Origin of the sequence: Acinetobacter sp. 1294243 (assembly GCF_000588015.1) — a bacterium.
In the GTDB taxonomy this organism is placed as follows: domain Bacteria; phylum Pseudomonadota; class Gammaproteobacteria; order Pseudomonadales; family Moraxellaceae; genus Acinetobacter; species Acinetobacter pittii.
In genome coordinates, this window is sequence record NZ_JFXG01000018.1 from 14,319 (window position 1) to 34,092 (window position 19,774).

Annotated in this window: 15 protein-coding genes; 6 read left to right on the forward strand and 9 right to left on the reverse strand. The window is 41.3% G+C overall.

The window, feature by feature from the left end; all coding sequences use genetic code 11:
• The first annotated feature begins 5 nt into the window (after positions 1–5).
• Positions 6–1,997, forward strand: a complete 1,992-nt coding sequence (locus tag J655_RS20600) for an acetyl/propionyl/methylcrotonyl-CoA carboxylase subunit alpha (RefSeq protein ID WP_032042503.1) — start codon at positions 6–8, stop codon at positions 1,995–1,997.
• Positions 1,994–2,896 carry a hydroxymethylglutaryl-CoA lyase gene (locus J655_RS20605; protein WP_032006786.1) on the forward strand — a complete coding sequence of 301 codons (903 nt, stop codon included), beginning with the start codon at positions 1,994–1,996 and terminating at the stop codon, positions 2,894–2,896. The genes J655_RS20600 and J655_RS20605 overlap by 4 nt, the downstream gene beginning before the upstream one ends.
• Before the next feature lie 251 nt (positions 2,897–3,147).
• On the opposite strand, the gene J655_RS20610 is transcribed toward J655_RS20605, so the two are convergent.
• Entirely contained in the window at positions 3,148–4,089 is a 942-nt protein-coding gene (locus tag J655_RS20610) for a LysR family transcriptional regulator (protein ID WP_032006787.1), read from the reverse strand.
• A 204-nt stretch (positions 4,090–4,293) separates the two neighbouring features.
• Here J655_RS20610 and J655_RS20615 point away from each other — a divergent pair, with 204 nt between their 5' ends.
• Positions 4,294–7,776, forward strand: coding sequence for an indolepyruvate ferredoxin oxidoreductase family protein (locus J655_RS20615; RefSeq protein ID WP_032006788.1), 3,483 nt, complete (start codon positions 4,294–4,296; stop codon positions 7,774–7,776).
• 61 nt (positions 7,777–7,837) lie between these two features.
• Here J655_RS20615 and J655_RS20620 read toward each other — a convergent pair whose 3' ends face one another.
• A complete protein-coding gene (locus J655_RS20620; RefSeq protein ID WP_000995500.1) occupies positions 7,838–8,641 on the reverse strand; it encodes a thioesterase family protein in 804 nt (267 codons plus the stop codon).
• Between the two features lie 196 nt (positions 8,642–8,837).
• Positions 8,838–10,640 carry an acyl-CoA dehydrogenase C-terminal domain-containing protein gene (locus tag J655_RS20625; RefSeq protein WP_032052946.1) on the reverse strand — a complete coding sequence of 601 codons (1,803 nt, stop codon included), beginning with the start codon at positions 10,638–10,640 and terminating at the stop codon, positions 8,838–8,840.
• Between the two features lie 303 nt (positions 10,641–10,943).
• Here J655_RS20625 and J655_RS20630 point away from each other — a divergent pair, with 303 nt between their 5' ends.
• On the forward strand, positions 10,944–11,393 hold the full coding sequence (locus tag J655_RS20630; protein ID WP_001990030.1) for a PaaI family thioesterase: 450 nt from the start codon (positions 10,944–10,946) through the stop codon (positions 11,391–11,393).
• A gap of 20 nt (positions 11,394–11,413) precedes the next feature.
• Here the strand turns inward: J655_RS20630 and J655_RS20635 are convergent, their stop codons facing one another.
• The 6 genes from J655_RS20635 to J655_RS20660 are packed head-to-tail and all read right to left on the reverse strand — an operon-like array spanning position 11,414 to position 17,868.
• Positions 11,414–12,631 (reverse strand): MFS transporter, encoded by a 1,218-nt coding sequence (locus J655_RS20635; RefSeq protein ID WP_032006792.1) that lies wholly within the window; start codon positions 12,629–12,631, stop codon positions 11,414–11,416.
• 18 nt (positions 12,632–12,649) lie between these two features.
• The gene (gene dcaP / locus J655_RS20640) at positions 12,650–13,966 is read right to left on the reverse strand and encodes an outer membrane trimeric porin-like protein DcaP (RefSeq protein ID WP_000733488.1); all 1,317 of its coding nucleotides are present in this window, start codon (positions 13,964–13,966) and stop codon (positions 12,650–12,652) included.
• 36 nt (positions 13,967–14,002) lie between these two features.
• Positions 14,003–14,656, reverse strand: a complete 654-nt coding sequence (locus tag J655_RS20645) for a 3-oxoacid CoA-transferase subunit B (protein WP_000116039.1) — start codon at positions 14,654–14,656, stop codon at positions 14,003–14,005.
• Positions 14,656–15,324: a 3-oxoacid CoA-transferase subunit A gene (locus tag J655_RS20650; RefSeq protein WP_000608704.1), complete on the reverse strand. Its 669-nt coding sequence runs from the start codon at positions 15,322–15,324 to the stop codon at positions 14,656–14,658. Before J655_RS20650 ends, J655_RS20645 begins: the two co-directional genes overlap by 1 nt.
• A gap of 47 nt (positions 15,325–15,371) precedes the next feature.
• Complete coding sequence (locus tag J655_RS20655; protein WP_197970761.1) at positions 15,372–16,655, reverse strand: MFS transporter; 1,284 nt, start codon at positions 16,653–16,655, stop codon at positions 15,372–15,374.
• Positions 16,656–16,713: 58 nt separating this feature from the next.
• Positions 16,714–17,868 (reverse strand): acyl-CoA dehydrogenase family protein, encoded by a 1,155-nt coding sequence (locus tag J655_RS20660; protein WP_032052949.1) that lies wholly within the window; start codon positions 17,866–17,868, stop codon positions 16,714–16,716.
• A gap of 311 nt (positions 17,869–18,179) precedes the next feature.
• Between J655_RS20660 and J655_RS20665 the strand changes: the two genes are divergently transcribed.
• Positions 18,180–18,968 (forward strand): enoyl-CoA hydratase, encoded by a 789-nt coding sequence (locus J655_RS20665; protein WP_000116544.1) that lies wholly within the window; start codon positions 18,180–18,182, stop codon positions 18,966–18,968.
• A 29-nt stretch (positions 18,969–18,997) separates the two neighbouring features.
• Positions 18,998–19,759: an SDR family oxidoreductase gene (locus J655_RS20670; RefSeq protein WP_032052951.1), complete on the forward strand. Its 762-nt coding sequence runs from the start codon at positions 18,998–19,000 to the stop codon at positions 19,757–19,759.
• Positions 19,760–19,774 lie beyond the last annotated feature (15 nt).

Consider the following 19,774-nt stretch of genomic DNA (forward strand, 5'->3'; position numbering starts at 1 on the left):
TCATCATGTTTGAAAAGATTTTAATTGCGAACCGTGGCGAAATTGCCTGCCGTGTGATTCGCACAGCTAAAAAATTAGGTATTGCAACGGTTGCCGTTTACTCAGATGCAGACGCAAATGCACAACATGTCAAACTTGCAGATGAAGCGGTTTATATTGGTCAGTCCCCTGCAACGCAAAGTTATTTACAAGCCGACCGCATTATTCAAGCAGCGATTGAAACAGGCAGCCAAGCGGTTCACCCAGGCTACGGCTTCCTTTCTGAAAATGACCAGTTTGCCCTCGCTTGCCAACAACACAACATTTGCTTTATTGGCCCGCCAGTAGATGCCATTTTAGCGATGGGCTTAAAAGCGACCTCAAAAGCTTTAATGGAAAAAGCAGGTGTTCCTTTAACACCGGGCTATCACGGAACCAACCAAGATGCTGACTTTTTAAAACAGCAGGCAGATCGAATTGGCTATCCTGTTTTAATTAAAGCCAGTGCTGGCGGCGGCGGTAAAGGCATGAGTTTGGTTGAACGCAGTGAAGACTTTCTCCATGCCTTAGCTTCTTGTAAACGTGAAGCCAAATCGAGTTTTGGTAATGATGACGTCTTGATTGAGCGTTATGTGATTCAACCTCGCCATATTGAAGTGCAAGTTTTTGGCGATACACATGGCAACTATGTACATTTGTTTGAACGCGACTGTTCTGTACAACGCCGACACCAAAAAGTGTTAGAAGAAGCCCCTGCTCCACAAATGCCAAGCGAGAAGCTCGATGCAATGCGCCAAGCTGCAATTGATGCTGCACGCGCGGTAAATTACGTGGGCGCAGGTACGGTTGAGTTTATTGTAGAACAAGATGGTACGGCGTATTTCATGGAAATGAATACCCGCCTACAAGTCGAGCATCCTGTCACGGAAATGATTACAGATGAAGACTTGGTTGAATGGCAACTTCGTGTGGCTTATGGCGAACCTTTGCCTAAACTACAAAACGAATTGCAGATTCATGGACATGCGCTCGAAGCACGTATTTACGCCGAAGAACCAGAAAAAGGCTTTTTACCTGCCATTGGTAGAATTGACTATCTGCACTACCCAACGCAAAATCAATATGTGCGTGTAGACAGCGGTATTGTTGAAGGCGATGAAATCACGACCTATTACGATCCAATGATTGCCAAACTCATCGTATGGGGTAAAAACCGTGAAGCTGCGCTTATTCAAATGCAACATGCCTTAAGCCAATTCCATGTCGACGGCTTAGGTAACAACATTGCTTTTCTTGAGAAAATTGTTCGTAGCGAATCGTTTAAACAAGCCAAACTTGATACCAACCTGATCCAACGTGAACAAAACTTCTTGTTTAGCCCTGAAGAGATTAAACCAGAACTTGTTGTGGCCGCAGCATTTATTGAGTTTTTAAGCCAACTTAATAATAACAGCTCAAGCCAAAAACAGCTTTGGCAAGCTCAGCCGCTTTGGCGTTTAAATATTGCCTATCAGTACAGTATTAAACTGAATTATTTAAACCAAAATATTCAAATCAAATTTGCCTCAAATGAACATGGCTTCACCGCAGAATATAATGGTCAAAGCTACCCGATTTCAGGTCAATTGCTTGATGCGCATATGGCATCTGTTCAAATTGGTGGAACTCAGCAAAAGCTATCTTTTAATCAAAATCAGCAAGGCATTACCTTGTTCCAAAATGGACAAAGCTATAAATTTGCTTATATTCGCCAAGACTTTAATCAGGCAGATAGTCAAGCCGATGAAGGCCACCTAAAAGCACCAATGCCGGGTGTAGTCACTCAAGTTTTGGTAAGCGCAAATCATAGCGTTAAAAAAGATGATATTTTAATGACGCTTGAAGCCATGAAAATGGAATATACCATCCGCGCCCCTAAAGACGGCGTGATTGTAGATTCCTATTTCCAAGTCGGTGATCAGGTCAAAGCTGGCGATGAACTTGTGGAATTTCAGCCTGCTCAGGAGGAAGTTGCATGAGTGAGTTTGTCAAAATTGTGGAGGTCGGTCCCAGAGACGGCCTCCAAAACGAAAAGCAGGCTTTGACTGTCGAACAACGCTTAAACTTTATTAATGACCTAATCAGTGCGGGCCTAAAATCGATTGAGGTCGGCTCATGCGTTTCGGCAAAATGGGTACCGCAAATGGCCCAAAGTGATGAGCTATTTAAGCAACTACCCCAAACAAGCGATGTGCAATTTAGCCTGCTCACCCCCAATATCAAAGGTTTTGAAACTGCTCATGCGGTAGGATGCAAAGAAGTTGCGGTGTTTACCGCAGCTTCTGAGAGTTTTACTCGTAAAAATATCAACTGCTCTATTGATGAAAGCTTTGAAAAATTTAGCGATGTCATGGCGGCTGCAAAAGCACATAACATCCGTGTGCGCGGTTATGTCTCTTGTATTGTCGATTGTCCCTATGAAGGCGCAATTGCACCTGAACAAGTGGTAAAAGTTGTTAAACGACTCTATGACATGGGCTGCTATGAAGTGTCTTTAGGTGAAACCATTGGTACCGCAACACCTGATCGTGTTCAAAAGGTATGGCAAGCCTGCCTTGCTGAACTCGACAGCAAGGTTTTGGCTGGGCATTTCCACAATACCTATGGCATGGCGATTGCCAATATTTATCAGTCTTTACAACAAGGTATTCGTGTTTTTGATTCTTCCCTTGCAGGACTTGGCGGTTGCCCTTATGCCAAAGGTGCCTCGGGTAATGTATCGACCGAAGATCTATTTTATTTGCTGTCGCACATGGGCTTTGAAACTGGCATTGACTTAGAAAAACTGATGCAAGCCAGCCAAAATATTAGCAATGTACTAAACCGAAAAAGCTTGTCGAATTATGCAAATGCTTATTGGCAAACCAAGTGTGCCTAGTCATAAATTAAGGTAGGTCAGCATCTGGTATAAGGCTTAATATTAGGCAAAGTACCAGATCATGCTATCTCATCTTTATCTCATTTCATTCAGGAATTGGGACTAATTCCCTCATGGTATTTTTTTAAAATTTATCATTTATCTGTGTATTAAATGCCTCTCTCACCAGAAGCATTCTCTACCCTATTTTTATTCTAAATCCGTATTATTCTTCATCCTTTTCTATCTTAATTCTTAAAAAATTTATCTCATTATTTATAAAAATAAGATGCATCCATTTCAATTCTTGGGGAAATATATTCTTCCACCCAATCCAGCCATGCACGTGTTTTGGCATCAATAAAATGACGTGAAGGCAACAAGGTATAAACTCCGATATCGGGCGAACGCCAATCTGGCAAGATATGACATAATCTTCCATTTTGAACCGCATCTAAAGCCGAAAACATCGGCAATAACGCGATGCCCATATCCTGTTGCACCACATCTAACAATAACTCAGGGTTATCTGCAATGAGTTGTCCGCCAATATCGATTTGGTAAGACTCACCACTTGTATTTAATAAGTGCCAATCTGGTGTAATAGACGGGTTTACCAAGCGTAAACAGGCATGATCTTTTAAGTCTTCTGGAGACTTCGGCATACCATGTTTTTCGAGATAAGCAGGTGAAGCACATAAAACAGAAAAAATAGTGCCAATTCTGCGTGCGACAAAACGAGAATCTGTTAATGATTCAGTGAGATAGAGACTGACATCGACCCCTTTTGCCAACAAGTCTGGAACGTACTGTGAAGTCGTATATTCCACGGTTAATTCGGGATAATGCTTACAAAACTCGGCCATCACTGGAAAAACATAATGATGCCCAAAGCTTCCCATGCTTAATACCCGCAAACGCCCTTTGGGTTTAGATGCTGTTCCTGTTACTTCCGACTCCGCTTCATCCACCATTGAAATGACTTGACGACACCGCTCTGCGTAAGTCGCACCAATATCGGTCAGTGCCTGCTGGCGCGTCGAGCGTTGTATTAATTTTGTACCTAAGCGTGTTTCTAGCTCGCTGATAAGACGTGAAACCTGTGCTGTGGTCAGATCCATCTGCTCAGCTGCTGCTGTGAAACTCCCGCTATCAATCACTTTCAGGAATGCATGCATTGCATGCAATAGTCCACCATCGAGATTTTTGCGCATAACGTAAATATGTTTTCCTAAATTACGGATTGTTGCACCAGTTTAGATCAACCACAATGACTAAATGTACATACATTGGCACTAATTCTTTTTAAGAAGAGGAACCGATCTTTTTTTATTTCGTATGTCACTTGCTCCAAATATTCAACTGGATGTTGAAAAAAGAAAGTAGTCCGAGCTACTAAAAATTCTAAGGAGATATAAATGAATATAGCTACAAAAGTCACTCCAAATATTATTGCAACAAAGGATGTGTCACTTGAAGATAAATATGTAAGTGATAACGGTACAGCATATATGACCGGCATTCAGGCACTTGTTCGGTTGCCTCTTGCCCAAACTCGCCGTGACGAGATGAATGGTTATCACACTGCTGGTTTTATTTCTGGTTATCGCGGTTCTCCTGTTGGTAACTATGATAGTTTCCTTTGGCAAGTTCAAGGATTACTTAAATCCCATAATGTTGTATTTCAACCTGGTGTAAATGAAGACTTGGCTGCTACCGCAATTTGGGGTACCCAACAAGTTAATCTTTCAGGCCAAGGCAAATATGATGGAGTGTCTTCATGGTGGTATGGTAAAGGCCCGGGTGTTGACCGTTCAGGCGATGTACTCCGCCATGCTAACTTAGCTGGTACCTCTGAACGTGGTGGTGTCGTTGCTTTATTTGGTGATGACCACTCATGTAAATCTTCTACAATCCCTCACCAGTCCGAACATGTCATGATTGGTTGTGGTATTCCAATTTTCTACCCAACATCCGTTCAACAAATTTTAGACTTTGGTGTTCACGCCATTGCTGTTTCACGTTTTTCTGGCCTTTGGTCTTCAATGAAGCTAGTCAGTGAAATCGTAGAGACTTCTGCTTCTGTTCATGTCGACCTAGACCGTGTTACTCCGGTTATACCAGAAGATGTTAATTTCCCAGAGGGCGGCGTCAATATTCGCTGGCCAGATCATGGCATTCAGCAAGAAGAACGTCTTTATAAATATCGCTTACCTGCTGTTTTGGCTTATGCCCGTGCCAACAAAATAAACACCGTTACATGGCCTTGTGAAAATGCCCGTATTGGTATTGCCGCAAGTGGTAAAGGTTATTTAGATACCATTGAAGCTTTACGCATTTTAGGTATTGAAGACGAAACTGCCCAACAGCTTGGGCTACGTGTTTATCAGGTTGGGATGATTTGGCCTTTAGAACCACAAGGTGTTCGTGAGTTTGCTGAGGGTTTACAAGAACTGATCGTTATCGAAGAAAAACGTCCAATTATCGAAACACAAATTAAGGATGAGCTGTACTCACTGCCTGATGGCAAACGTCCTCGTGTCATTGGTAAAGCAATTGATGGCAAAGGTGAATGGAGTACCTCTATTGAAGAAGCACCGCTCATTGGTCACTATGAGTATCAGCCTGAACCTATTGCAAAAATGCTGGCTGCTCGCTTCTTAAAACTTGATATTCCAGAAAGCCTAAAAGTACAAATCCAAAGCAGAATCGACTTACTACTAAAAGCAGAGCAAGAATCAAAACGTGTGATTGACCTTGCTGAACGTAAACCATATTTCTGTAGTGGTTGCCCACATAACTCTTCAACCGTAGTTCCTGAAGGTAGTCGCGCGTTAGGTGGTATCGGTTGTCACTATATTGCAGTTTCACTTGACCGCGGTACCGAAACATTCTCTCAAATGGGTGGTGAAGGTGTAAGTTGGGTGGGTGCATCACCATTTACCAATGAAAAACACATTTTTGCCAACCTTGGTGATGGAACTTACTTCCACTCAGGTTACTTGGCAATTCGTCAGTCTATCGCTGCAAAAACTAATATTACCTACAAAATTCTCTACAACGATGCGGTCGCTATGACAGGCGGTCAGCATGTAGATGGTCATTTGAGCGTTGCGCAGTTAACTCGTCAGCTTGCTGCCGAAGGTATTAAAAAACAAGTCATCGTAACTGATGAAGTTAAACTATTAAACGAAGAAGACGGCATTGCACCGGGTGTAGAAATTCGCCACCGTAATGAACTCGATGCAGTTCAACGTGAGCTTCGTGAAATTACAGGTGTCACCGCTTTAATCTATGTACAAACCTGTGCCAGCGAAAAACGCCGTCGTCGTAAACGTGATGCCTACCCTGATCCGGCTGAGCGTTTATACATTAATAGTGACATTTGCGAAGGTTGTGGCGACTGTTCGAAAAAATCAAACTGCTTATCTATTGAGCCAGTAGAGACTGCTTTAGGCACTAAGCGTCAAATTAACCAAAGTAGCTGTAATAAAGACTTCACTTGTGCCGAAGGGTTCTGCCCAAGCTTTGTGACTGTTCATACACGTGATATGAAACGTCCGGCTAAATTTGAAGGGATTGGTGCAGGCTGGCCAACATCACCTGTTATTCCTCAGTTATATGACGTTCCAAGTCGTATTATGGTTGGCGGTATTGGTGGTACAGGTGTTGTGACTATTGGTGCACTTCTCGGTATGGCAGCTCACCTAGAAGGTAAAGCCACACGTGTTATGGACATGGCAGGTCTTGCCCAAAAAGGTGGTACGGTTTATTCATACGTTCAACTTGCGGCAACTGATGAGCAAATTTCTTCTACGAAAATTCCGGCGGGCCAATGTGAATTATTGATTGGTGCAGATGCCGTAGTGGCTGGGGGTAGCGCTGCTCTATCTCGCTTAAAAGATGATGCTTTGGTTATTGTGAATGAAGACAGTACCCCTACTTCTGAATTTATCAAATCTCGTGATTGGTATGCACCTATTACCGATTTAATTGACCGTCTTCGTGGTCGTGTTCGTCAAGGTCAACTGGTTTCTTTACCAGCAGCTCGCATCGCAACACTACTCTTAGGTGATTCGATCTATACTAACCAGTTATTACTTGGTATGGCTTGGCAATCTGGTCGCATTCCGCTATTACGCGAAAGCATTGAAAAAGCAATTCGCCTAAATGGTACGGCTGTTGAAAAGAACATCGAAGCTTTCCGCGTGGGTTGTCATCTTGCAAGTGACCCGACTTTAGCTGCTCGTTTACTTGCGGCAATGCCAAAAACTAAAACACCACAAACTTTGGCTGAACTTGTTGAAGACCGTTCTGCTCGTCTAACAGACTACTGGAATGAAGCTTATGCAGCTAAATACCGTACTCTTGTAGAACTGGCTGCTAAAAAGTTACCAGAAGAATTAACAGGTACGATTGCAACTCAGCTTTATAGAGTTATGGCGTATAAAGATGAATATGAAGTTGCACGTCTTTTAACAGGTAAAAGCTTCAAAGAATCAATTGAAACCCAGTTCGGTAAAGGCTTACGTTTAACGTATCACCTTGCCCCACCAGCGTTACTTGGTGGCCTGAAAAATGTCCGTAAACGTGCGTTTGGTTACTGGATGCGCTTCCCAATGATGATGCTTGCTCGCTTACAATGGCTTCGTGAAACTTTCCTTGACCCATTTGCACGTCAAGAAGAACGTCAACACGAACAAGCTTGGCGTGACCGTTACATCGCATTTGTTGAAGCACTTGTTGAAGCACCAGACAATCATAACTTGGCAGTTGCTGAACAAATTGCAAAATTACCGGCAGAAGTTCGTGGTTATGGGCATATCAAAATGAAAGCAATGGACGCTGCAAAACAACGTTGGGATGAACTTACACCAACACTGATAAAAGTCCGTAACTAAAAATTAAATCTCAAAATAAAAAAGTCATCCTTAGGGATGACTTTTTTATTGGCTCAAAAATTTATTTAGTCATTTTACGTAAAGTCAAAATCTGCTCGCTTCGTCCAAATGGACCATACACATCATGTAAAACTGCACTGGTTAAACCAATACCATCCGAACCATATTGCTGAACGGTTTCCAAACCTAGCCATTTCCCTTGCGGATAACGGTGCATGTGAACTTGCAAATCAAGATTTGGAAAGCCCCAAGTAAATTCGCCTTCTTGTCTTGGGACAATGCCGTTTGCCGCATCTACCATGCCAATCAAATGGGCAAAATCTGTGGTCGGCTGCCCTTCCACGATTTCTTTATCATTGTTTAGCCAAACAATCCCTTTGCCTGCGCGATGCTGATCATCAGTTTTAGTGACTAGCGTTTGAATAAAACCACCCGGCCATCTTTTCATACCTGTCCATTCTGTAAAGGTATCTGGATGATGAACTGGCTGATCTTCAAGCCCAGCAATATCGGAACTGTCTTGAGTACACATGCGCCATGCTCTAGCCACAATACAGGTTTTACCTTGTGCTTGCATTTCGGCTTCAATCAATTCAATGGTTTTACCGGCACGAATCACATGCGTCTTAATCGTAAACTCACCAAATGCAATCAATCCAAAAATATCAAAACTAATTCGACCAATTCGCATATCTTGTCGTGGTGAAAATTGCTCTAACTCAGCTGCGATTACGCCACTTGCAGGGGCCATATGCTGTTCATGAGGGTTCCAAGCCCCTTGTGCATGAACAGTTGAGCAATAATGAGCAATAACTTCACCTTGAGGACCAATTGTTCTATTCAGTAATTGATAATAAGCATTCATGATTTTCTTTCCGTAGTCCTTATCCAACATCTATATTTGATGAAAATTCACGTTTTAATGCTTATCTTAACCCTCTATTTATTTGGCTCAACTGGTTTTTCCTACCAAAAACTCATGAGTCTAAAATTACAAATTTAATCACTAGGTAAAATTTTGCATGTCAATTTCACCCAGTGATCTTAAAAATGCCTATTCACTAAAATGCAAAAGCATCTTGATCAAGTTCCATTACAGATTCAGCTCCAGACTCAATAGAAGCAGCGTGGCTCTGTGTACGATGCAAAAGCTTTTGATAGAAAAACTTAGCTGTCGTTAACTTTGCTTTATAAAAAGCTTCTTCTTGTGTACCCGATTCTAATTTTTCATGGGCAACTTGTGCCATTCGAGCCCATAAATAAGCGAACACGACGTAACTGGAAAAATAAAGATAATCTACTGAAGCGGCCCCTATTTCTTCAGGGTTGTGCTTCGCTTTGTCGGCAATAGTTTTGGTCAGTGACAGCCATTGCTGTTTAAGCTCAGCTAATTTTTCTAGATAAGGTTTCAGGGTTTCACTAGATTGCTGTTGACCAATAAATTGATCAATTAAATCAGTCATGTTCTTTAAAAGTTTGCCTTCCGACTTGAGGACTTTACGTGCAAGCAGATCTAAAGACTGAATTTCGGTCGTTCCTTCATACAATGTTGAGATACGCGCATCACGTACAATTTGCTCCATACCATGCTCAACAATAAAGCCATGACCGCCAAATACTTGAACGCCATGCTTGGCAGACTCATTACCTGACTCGGTTAAAAAAGCCTTAGCAATTGGCGTTAAAAAAGCCAGTAATTCATCGGAGTGTTTTTGCTGTTGCTGATCATTTGAGCTTTCCACAATATCGACATGCTGAGCCAAAAAATAAGCCAACGCACGGCCACCTTCAGAAAAAGCTTTTTGTGTCATTAACATCGAACGTACAGCAGGATGCACAATAATTGGATCGGCATTTTTGTCAGGATATTTAGGACCAGATAGCGAACGCATGGCAAGGCGCTCTTTGGCATAACTTAATGCGCCTTGAAATGAAATTTCAGAAGCAGCGAGTCCTTGTACTGCAGTTCCAATTCGTGCGGTATTCATAAAGGTAAACATACAATTGAGCCCGCGATTTTCAGGACCAATCAAATAGCCTTTGGCACCATCAAAATTCAGCACACAGGTGGCATTGCCATGAATCCCCATTTTATGTTCAATCGCACTACAAACGACTTTATTACGGTCCAACATCTGACCGTCATCACTCACATTAAATTTAGGCACAATAAATAAAGAAATACCTTTAGTCCCTGCGGGTGCCTGAGGTAAACGGGCTAAAACAATATGAATAATATTTTCTGAAAGATCATGCTCACCTGCCGAGATAAAAATCTTTTCGCCTGTAATTGAGTAGCTACCGTCAGAATTTGGTTCTGCTTTAGTTCTAATTAACCCAAGGTCCGAGCCCGCATGTGATTCGGTTAAACACATCGTCCCGGTCCAAACACCACTAATGAGTTTAGTCAAAAACTTTTGTTTTTGTTGCTCGGTACCATGATGCTCAATGGTTCTCATTGCGCCATGAGACAAGCCGGGATACATCGCCCAAGCCCAATTAGAGCCACATAACATTTCAGAAATAGCGATCCGCAGCAATGTCGGCAAGCCTTGTCCACCATATTCCGGATCGGCGGTTAATGAAGTAAAACCTAGCTCGGCATATTTTTCGTAGGCTTCTTTAAAACCTTTCGGCGTTGTGACTACGCCTTGATTTAAATGGCACCCTTCCTGATCACCATTTTGGTTAATCGGTGCCAACTCATTTTCACAAAAATCTGCGGCCGCCTCTAAATATTGATCAATTAATTCTCGATTTACGCTTTCCTGATAGTTGCTTAAACCTTGATAGTTCTGTTCTGTTTGAAGCATTTCATGCAGTACAAATTGCATATCGCGTAATGGAACTTTGTATAAAGGCATAGTTTTTTCCTTTCACTTCACTGCCTGTCTCATGGCAGATATCGTTTTTCCTTAAAATGGACTTTTATTGTTTCAATCACACCAAAATATCAAAAAATTTCTTATAGCAAAATATATTTTCACTAATTTAATAAAATTATCGTAACTCACAAATAGAGATAAAACACAAATACATGTTTTAAAATAAAAATATATAATAAAAAGTAATTAATTTTTATTAATCAGAATAAATTTATGTTTTGTATTGCAAAATTTTATTCCGTAAAAATTCAATTTATAGTATCGTGATTAGACTGCTTAATCATCCAAGGACGATTTATGGAAAGCCCGAAATACACAGGTCTTGAGTTTTTAACCGCTTTAAAAAATGGTGAAGTTTCTCCATCCCCTATGGCTCACACCATACCAATGGAACTCATTGAAGTTTCCGAAGGTAAAGCAACTTATAAAGTTACCCCTCGCAAAGAACATAGAAATATACAAGGCGGTGTACACGGCGGCTTTTGCGCCACAGCTTTAGATACTGCGACAGGCAGCGCAGCTCATACCCTACTTGAACATGGTGTTGGCTATGGAACCATTGATTTAAATGTAAAAATGATCCGCCCCATGCAGGTTGATACGTCTTACTATGCGACGGCCGAGTTGATCAATGCGGGCCGCAATATTATTAGTACCCAAGGTAAAATCGTAGATGAGAACGGCAAAGTGTATGCTTTTGCTTCGGCAACCTTAATGATTATTCGCAAATAATAAAATATCTAAGCTCCTATTTATGGAGCTTTTTCTTGCTTTGCTATCTTGTTCATTTCATAAAAATCTAAGCGATCAATCATAAAACTCAGCATTGCTAACCCTAGCCCTAAGGTTGCACATGCTTCCCATCCCCAGTGTTTCCAAGCATACACTGCAATAAAAGAACCTAAGGCGGCTCCGCCAAAATATAAAGTCATATAAATTGAATTAATACGGGAACGTGCCTCGGCCGAAATTCGATAGACCAAATTTTGGTTAAGCACATGAAATGCTGACAAACCGAAGTACGCCATAATCACACCAACAGCGTAGGCAACCAGAGACTGCTGAGCAAAAAATAGGGGTATCCATGCACTCATTAATAACCCCATGCAAATCACTGCAATTTTATTTTCAAGACCTGCTGCAATTTTCTTACCTGCCCAAGGAGTCGCAAATACGCCAGCCAAGCCCACAATTCCAAATAAACCAATTTGGAAATCGTTAAAGTGATAAGGCTCATTCGCCAAAATAAAAGTCATGGTGGTAAAAATCAGAGCCAAAATTCCAAAGCCAATTCCACCAGCAAAACCACGGCGTAATAAATGCGGCTGGTGAACAGCTAATGAAAATAATGAACCATAAATCTGTAGAATATTGAGTTGGTGGGATTTGCGCGCAACTGGTAACTTCACCCACATTACCCATGCAAACACCAAAATGACGATTCCGCTAATTAAATAAACCGCATGCCAAGACCAAACTGTAGAAAGTAAGCCTGCAATAGAACGCGCCAACAATATTCCCAAAAACAAACCACTCATGAGAGTGCCTACAACTTGAGGGCTTTTTTTCGGACTAGCTAGACCTGCGGCGAAAGGAACCAAAACTTGAGTCGCAATCGAAAAGAATGTCGCTAAAAAGGTAAAGCCATATAAAGCTGGCAAGGTTTGACTTAAAGATAGCCCTACTTGGGCAAGGCCTGTACAACACATGAGCAAGCAAATATAACTTCGCTTTTCAAAAAAGTCGCCTAAGGGAACCAATATAAAAAGGCCAACTGCGTAGGACAGTTGGCTAATCACAATAGTTAAAGCGACTTGATCGGCATTAACTTTTAATGCTTCAGCAATCGAATAGATTAAGGGCTGGTTATAATAGTTTGAACCCGCACAAATTCCACATGTCATTGCCATGATAAAAATAAAGCTTTTTGACAGTATATTTTCTGCATTGGGCTCAACTATTTTTTCCATTTTTAACTACGCCCCATTTTAGAATTTATACATCGATACAAAGTTTACACGTGATACATCAGCGGTTCTGCCGTCAAAAACTTCTCGTTTGCCTTGGTGATATTCCATCCCAATATCCATTTGCTCAATCGGTGAATAAAAGACGTTAGCTGCGTAGTCCGTTAAGCGTTTATTAGCATCTGGGTTGAGTTTGGCATATGCCGTGTCGTCATCATAATCAAACATTGAAGCCGATAAGTTTGCACGCCATTGCTCATTAAATTTATATGAATAACCAATATTGATGCTATTCAACTTATTCATAACCAAATCTGTTTTGTCTTCGTTTAATGAGAAATCACCCGCGGCATTTAAACTTGTTGAATTTGCCAACCCACTTTGGGTGGTATACGGCATAAATTTTTGATCGCCGACAATATATTGATAATTTGCTTGTACTGATTGTTGTGGCGTGAGTTGATATTTTAAACCGCCTCCAGCACCCCAGCTTACTTTCTTCACCGTGGCAGTTGCGACATCTGTAGACTTTTCATTAATAAAGCCTTGAGCAAGTGCCGTTAGAGGCCCCTGTTTAAAGGTATAGCGACCCGTTAAAGTTGGAAATGCCGAGACTCTCGAACCTGTATATTCCAAAGCTACTTTTAAATCATTATTGGCATCAATTTTCCAGTCATAGCGAATTTGAGGAGTACGCGTATAAGAGGTTCCCACAAATTGGGTGTAATCAACAGCTTCTGTACGGGTTTCCATGTTAGACATGAGTGACCATGTTTGACCAAAGGTCCAGTCTTTATAGGTAAAAAATGCATGACGGATACGGAATTTACCATCCCCAGTTCCCATGTTAGAACTATCAAAGAAATCGGCTTCGATATTCCCTGTAACCGCTTTATTTGGGCTATTAAAATAAACACCTAATCGGCTTGCATTAATCATGGCATCAGAGCGTGCATGGTTTGAACGTTTTTCACTTTCAAAAGGTGTTCGGTACAGGCTGCTGGTCGTTCTACCACCCGAGTCAGGTGATGATTTAAAATCGACCGCTGCATCAATACGGGCAATACCGTAAACCTTGACATTATCCGTCCAAGTGACCCATGAAGGAGCAACTGGCTTTTCTGTTACCGTTGCTTTAGTTTTTTCAATGTTCTCTTCGATCTTAACCTGTTTGACCTGTAAATTATTTTGAGTTTGTTTCTGAGCAGCAAGTTCTGCTTTTAATTTTTGCAGCTCAGTTTCTAGCAAATTAATTCTTTGTTCTGTCGTATCTGAAGAATTTGCAAAAATGGTCCCTGAAGCCGCAGCACAAGCTGCAGCTAAAATTAATTTTTTCATCTTTTAATCCTTAAAGAAGCGTTTTTCCGTGTGTATTTAGGCTACACGTGCATCGATTAGTTCACAGTCAGTGACTGCCTGTAATTCATCAAAAGTTAAGCCGTCTACCATTTCCTTGACGTAAGCTTTTTGGTCTTTGAGTTCAATAATGCATAAATCGGTATAAATACGGTTTACACACTGCTCACCCGTTATTGGATAGCTCAGTTCTTTTACAATTTTGGGCTCACCTTTTTTAGTGACATGCTCCATATAGACATAAATCGTTTTTGCACCGACTGCCAAATCCATAGCACCGCCAACTGCCGGCACATCATCTGCCTTACCGGTATGCCAGTTTGCCAAGTCTCCATTTACCGCAACTTGGAATGCACCAATCACACAAATGTCCAGATGGCCACCACGCATAATGTCAAACGAGTCGCCATGATGCATAAAGCATCCACCGTCTAACAAAGTGACAAGTTCTTTTCCAGCATTAACTAAATCTTGGTCTTCTTCGCCAGGCTGTGGCGGTGGACCAAAAGCCAAAACCCCATTTTCCGAATGTAAAAAGATTTCTTTGTCTTTTGGCAAAAATTTAGCAACGTTGGTTGGTAAGCCAATCCCTAAATTGACATAAGAACCTTCAGGAATGTCATTGGCAATGAGCTTGGCAATATCTTCACGAGAACGCTTTTGAACTGACATTAGATATCTCCTACTTTTACAACGTGCTGAACAAAAATTCCCGGTGTAATAATGCACTCTGGGTCAAGCGTTCCTAGCTCTACAGTGTCATTCACTTGAACAATCGTGGTCTTGGCGGCTTTCGCCATAATTGGGCCAAAATTGCGGGCTGCTTTGCGGTAAGTTAAATTGCCCCAGCGGTCGGCTTTATCGGCATAAATCAGTGCAAAATCAGCTTCGAGTGGATATTCAAGTACATAATTTTTACCGTTAATGGTTCGGGTCTCTTTACCCTCGGCAACTTTAGTGCCATAACCAGTCGGCGTAAAAATAGCCCCTAAACCAGCCCCTGCGGCCTGAATCCGACAAGCCAAATTACCTTGTGGAACTAGTTCTAACTCAATTTTTCCCGCTCTATATAAGTCTTGAAAAACGGTTGACCCAGCAGATTTCGGAAATGAACAAATCATTTTTTTTACACAGCCAGCAATAATGAGCTTGGTTAGACCACGGTCACCAGAAGCCGCATTGTTATTTACAACGGTGAGTTCTTTTTTTCCTAAATCGATTAAGGCTTCAATTAATTCAGCAGGTTGCCCAGTCACACCAAACCCACCTGTCATGATGGTTGCACCATCAGGAATAGCTTTTAAAATTGGTTCAATGTCACTGGTGATTTTATTTATCATCTCACTTGTCCCTTTTCATCCTTAATTTAAGGTGACAGATTGATCTGTCACTCTGCCTTTTGCGGGTTAAATAGTCGGTCTTTAATAAATAACAATGGAATTACCCCGCAGATAAAATAAGCTGCAGCCATCACCAAAAGCCCTAAGCCAATAGAACCATTTTGCGATAGATAACCAATTGTTAATGGAGAGAAAATAGAAAGTACTTTGCCAATGTTATAAGCACCACCCACTGCCGAGCCTCGAATCGAAGTCGGGAAGCTTTCTGTCATATATGTGGCATTAATTGCGTAAGGAATACCGTAAAGGAAACCGAAGAACAGCATCATCCATAAAATATTGGTTGGTGTATTTAAATAGACAATCACTGGAATAAATAAAGCTGTACCAATAGTTCCGAAAGCAAATACAGCGCGGCGTCCTAATTTATCGGCAACGATCCCTGCGATCACTTTGGCAAACATCATAATCAGGAAGGTACCGACCATATACATGGCCATTTCTTTAAACTTGATGCCAAGATCAGACTCTAAATAAGCAGGTAACCAGTTACTCACGCCGTAATAGCCAAACTGCAATGCACCCGTACTAATAATCCAGAGAACAAACATGGTGCCATGTTTTTTATCTCTTAAAATCTCAAAATATGGATTTTGGCGTTTTTTAGGTTGGTTACTTTGAGCGACTTCTAGTGCTTTTAATTGACGCGCTTTTTTCCAAGACTCAGGTTCAGGTACGCAAAAGTGCATTAAAACTGACAACACCACAGGCGCAATTGCAATCCAGTAAAGGAAACGCCAACCATGTTCAGGAATAATATGTCCAGCTAATAAGGTCGCAAGTAAAGAACCCAGTGTATAACCAGTCATGAGAGTAGCCAAAACGGTCGAGCGATGTTTGGTTGGCACCATTTCAGACATTAAAATATTACAGGCAATATAAAGTGCGCCTAAGCCCATCGCTCCAAATGTTCTTAAAACTGCAAATTGCATATAAGAATCAGTAAAACCCAGCGCACTGGTTAAAACTGAAGAATAAGCAATAAAGAACACAATAATGCGAACTCGCCCAAAACGGTCACACGCCCAGCCACCAATCAGACCACCCACAGCGGAACCGAAAAGCGTTAAGCTGCCTAGCGTTCCAGCTTGTACACCCGTCAAATGAAATTCTGTTTTAAGACTGGTCAGGCTCAATGCCAAAAAACCTAAGTCTGCCCCATCACACAACAATGTTAAAAAAGCGAATATAAATGCGGTAATCCAAATCTTTTTAGGTGTTTGGATAGCTTCACTGCTAGCCGTATTTTGGGTAACTGTTTCTGTTGTCATGTCCATATCCTCAGAAGGAACATGAGGCATCCAATGCCTCATGGCATTTGATTTTTTATTAGGCTGTAGCTTCCCTAATCATGTTTTTAGCAATAATAATTTGTTGAACTTGCGTAGTTCCTTCATATAGACGGAACAAACGCACATCGCGATAAAAACGCTCGATGGCATATTCACTGATATAGCCTGCACCACCGTGAATCTGTACACAGCGGTCAGCAACGCGTCCGCACATTTCAGTCGCAAACATTTTGGCGCATGATGCTTCTGTGCTAATGTTTTCGCCATTGTCACGACGGCGAGCTGCATCTAAAACCATACATTTAGCTGCATAAATCTCGGCTTTTGAGTCGGCAAGCATGGCTTGAATCAACTGGAAGTTTGCAATAGGTTGACCAAACTGTTTACGCTCAATCGCATAGTGCAATGCGTCGTTTAACATGCGTTCGGCAACACCCACGCTATAGGCACCAATGTGCAAACGCCCTTTATCAAGCACTTTCATGGCCGTTTTAAAACCAACACCTTCTACGCCACCAATCAATGCAGAAGCAGGCACACGGCAATTTTCAAAAATCACATCACAAGTGTGCGAACCCTTTTGCCCCATTTTTTGGTCAATTTTGCCCAACGTAATGCCAGGCGTATTTGCCTCAACTAAAAAAGCTGAAATACCCCCAGACCCTTTAATTTCAGGATTGGTTCGAGCCATTACGGTAAAAGTTGCAGCATGAGGTGCATTGGTAATAAAACGTTTGGTGCCGTTTAACACATAAAAATCACCGTCTTTAACTGCGCTGGTTTTTAAAGAGGCAGCGTCAGAGCCAGATTCAGGCTCGGTTAAACAAAATGAACCAATAATTTCGCCACTTGCGTAACGAGGTAAATATTTTTGCTTTTGCTCTTCTGTGCCATCAATCAAAATTGCACTTGAACCAATACCGTTATTAGTACCAATTAAAGAACGAAAAGCTGGTGAAGTTTGTCCAAGTGCAAATGCAACTCTGACTTCTTCTTCCATGGTGATACCTAAGCCACCATATTCTTCGGGAATTGTGAGGCCGAACAAACCAAGCTCACGCATTTGCTGCACAATGTCATCCGGAATTTTGTCTTTCTCTACCACTTCGTTTTCACGAGGGATCAATTCATTTTTTACAAAATCTCGAATTGTTGAAAGTAACTGCTCCAACATCCCTTCATCACGGATCATCTGTGATCTCCCTTTTTATGTATTTCCATCGTACCCATCAGCCATCTCCAGCTTGTCTGGATACCATGTTTTAAATCTTGTTTACTGCGGATGTGTTTCATAGTACGAGAACGAAAATACAAATTTCAAGCTTTTTTGAAAATTAATTTCGTTTAACGAAATTTAAAAAATCACCATTACGCAATATCAATAACTTAGCTTATTTAATAAATCATAATTGCTCTAATGGACTAAATAAGACTTGAAATAAATTCCAAAATAAGCATCATAAAAGGAATATAGTTTTGATGTGCGAAACAAGGAATTCAAAAATGAGTGTATCAATAGGGAATAATTTCGTAGAAGTCGACTTTTCTATTCAAAAAATAGCGATTGTAAAAATAAACCGACCTGAAGCAAAAAATGCACTGAATACAGAGGTTCGCAAACAACTAGCACAAGCTTTTACCGAATTAAGTTTTAACGATGAGATCAATGCGGTTGTGCTCACAGGTGGTGAAGAAGTCTTTGCCGCAGGCGCAGATCTAAAAGAAATGGCAACCGCAACTTCCACAGAAATGTTATTGCGTCATACGGAACGTTACTGGAATGCGATTGCTCAGTGCCCTAAACCTGTGATTGCTGCTGTAAATGGCTATGCATTAGGTGGTGGCTGTGAACTTGCAATGCATGCTGACATTATTATTGCAGGTAAAGGCGCGACTTTTGGTCAACCAGAAATTAAAGTCGGTTTAATGCCGGGTGCTGGTGGTACACAACGTTTATTTCGTGCTGTCGGTAAATTCCATGCCATGCGCATGATTATGACGGGTGCCATGGTCAAAGCCGAAGAAGCTTATACCATCGGTCTTGTTTCGCAAGTCACCGAAGATGACCAAACTATTCCAACTGCGATTCAAATGGCGCAAAGCCTCGCAAAAATGCCTCCTATTGCCCTGCAACAAATTAAAGAAGTTGCCTTAATGAGCGAAGATGTTCCATTAAATGTAGGCTTAACGCTAGAACGAAAAGCATTCCAGTTGTTGTTTTCTACCGAAGATAAAAATGAAGGCGTTCAAGCTTTTATCGAAAAGCGTAAACCATCTTATCAAGGTAAATAACTTAAAATCATAATAACAAAGGAATGAAAATGGCCAGAAAAGTATTGATTAGTGCAGGTGGCTCAGGGATTGGACGATGCATTGCTGAAGTCTTTTTAAACAATCAGGATGAGGTTTTCGTTTGTGATATTGATGCTAAAAGCCTAGAACAATTTCAAAAAGATTATCCAAAGCTGCACATATATACCTGTGATTTAGCTAATCATGAGCAAATTAAACTCATGTTTGGTCATGCAGTTCAGAAACTTGGCGGTATTGATATTTTAGTTAATAACACAGGCATTTCAGGCCCGACTGTTGCTGCAGATGAGCTAAGTTTTGGAGATTGGAATACAGTTATAAATTTAAACCTGAATAGCACTTTTTTAATTACCCAATTAACAATTCCCTATTTAAAGAAAGCAGAAGCAGGCGTGATTATTAATATGTCATCTATTGCCGGACGCTTAGGCTATCCATACCGATTAGCTTACTCCACCTCAAAATGGGGGCTGATCGGTTTTACCAAAACCCTTTCTATGGAACTCGGTGCAGACAATATTCGAGTTAACGCTATTCTTCCGGGTGCAGTCGATGGTGATCGGGTTCAACGTGTATTACAGGCCCGTGCCGATGTAGCAAATACCTCACTTGAAGAAGTGACTCAAAATGCACTGAAAAATCAGTCACTCAAATATTTTGTCAATCCAAAACATATTGCAGATTTATGCCTATTTTTAGCGTCAGAAAGTGGTCGCTCAATTTCAGGTCAAATCTTACCAATTGATGGTGATAAACAATGCTTAAGCTAAATCACCCAACCCTAT

Excerpts from the sequence above, each read along its gene's own strand:
- J655_RS20625 (WP_032052946.1), bottom strand. The coding sequence starts at position 10,640 with ATGCCTTTATACAAAGTTCCATTACGCGATATGCAATTTGTACTGCAT.
- J655_RS20655 (WP_197970761.1), bottom strand. The coding sequence starts at position 16,655 with ATGACAACAGAAACAGTTACCCAAAATACGGCTAGCAGTGAAGCTATC.
- J655_RS20665 (WP_000116544.1), top strand. The coding sequence starts at position 18,180 with ATGAGTGTATCAATAGGGAATAATTTCGTAGAAGTCGACTTTTCTATT.
- J655_RS20660 (WP_032052949.1), bottom strand. The coding sequence starts at position 17,868 with ATGATCCGTGATGAAGGGATGTTGGAGCAGTTACTTTCAACAATTCGA.
- J655_RS20650 (WP_000608704.1), bottom strand. The coding sequence starts at position 15,324 with ATGATAAATAAAATCACCAGTGACATTGAACCAATTTTAAAAGCTATT.
- J655_RS20615 (WP_032006788.1), top strand. The coding sequence starts at position 4,294 with ATGAATATAGCTACAAAAGTCACTCCAAATATTATTGCAACAAAGGAT.
- J655_RS20670 (WP_032052951.1), top strand. The coding sequence starts at position 18,998 with ATGGCCAGAAAAGTATTGATTAGTGCAGGTGGCTCAGGGATTGGACGA.
- dcaP (WP_000733488.1), bottom strand. The coding sequence starts at position 13,966 with ATGAAAAAATTAATTTTAGCTGCAGCTTGTGCTGCGGCTTCAGGGACC.
- J655_RS20620 (WP_000995500.1), bottom strand. The coding sequence starts at position 8,641 with ATGAATGCTTATTATCAATTACTGAATAGAACAATTGGTCCTCAAGGT.
- J655_RS20610 (WP_032006787.1), bottom strand. The coding sequence starts at position 4,089 with ATGCGCAAAAATCTCGATGGTGGACTATTGCATGCAATGCATGCATTC.
- J655_RS20645 (WP_000116039.1), bottom strand. The coding sequence starts at position 14,656 with ATGTCAGTTCAAAAGCGTTCTCGTGAAGATATTGCCAAGCTCATTGCC.
- J655_RS20635 (WP_032006792.1), bottom strand. The coding sequence starts at position 12,631 with ATGGAAAAAATAGTTGAGCCCAATGCAGAAAATATACTGTCAAAAAGC.
- J655_RS20600 (WP_032042503.1), top strand. The coding sequence starts at position 6 with ATGTTTGAAAAGATTTTAATTGCGAACCGTGGCGAAATTGCCTGCCGT.
- J655_RS20605 (WP_032006786.1), top strand. The coding sequence starts at position 1,994 with ATGAGTGAGTTTGTCAAAATTGTGGAGGTCGGTCCCAGAGACGGCCTC.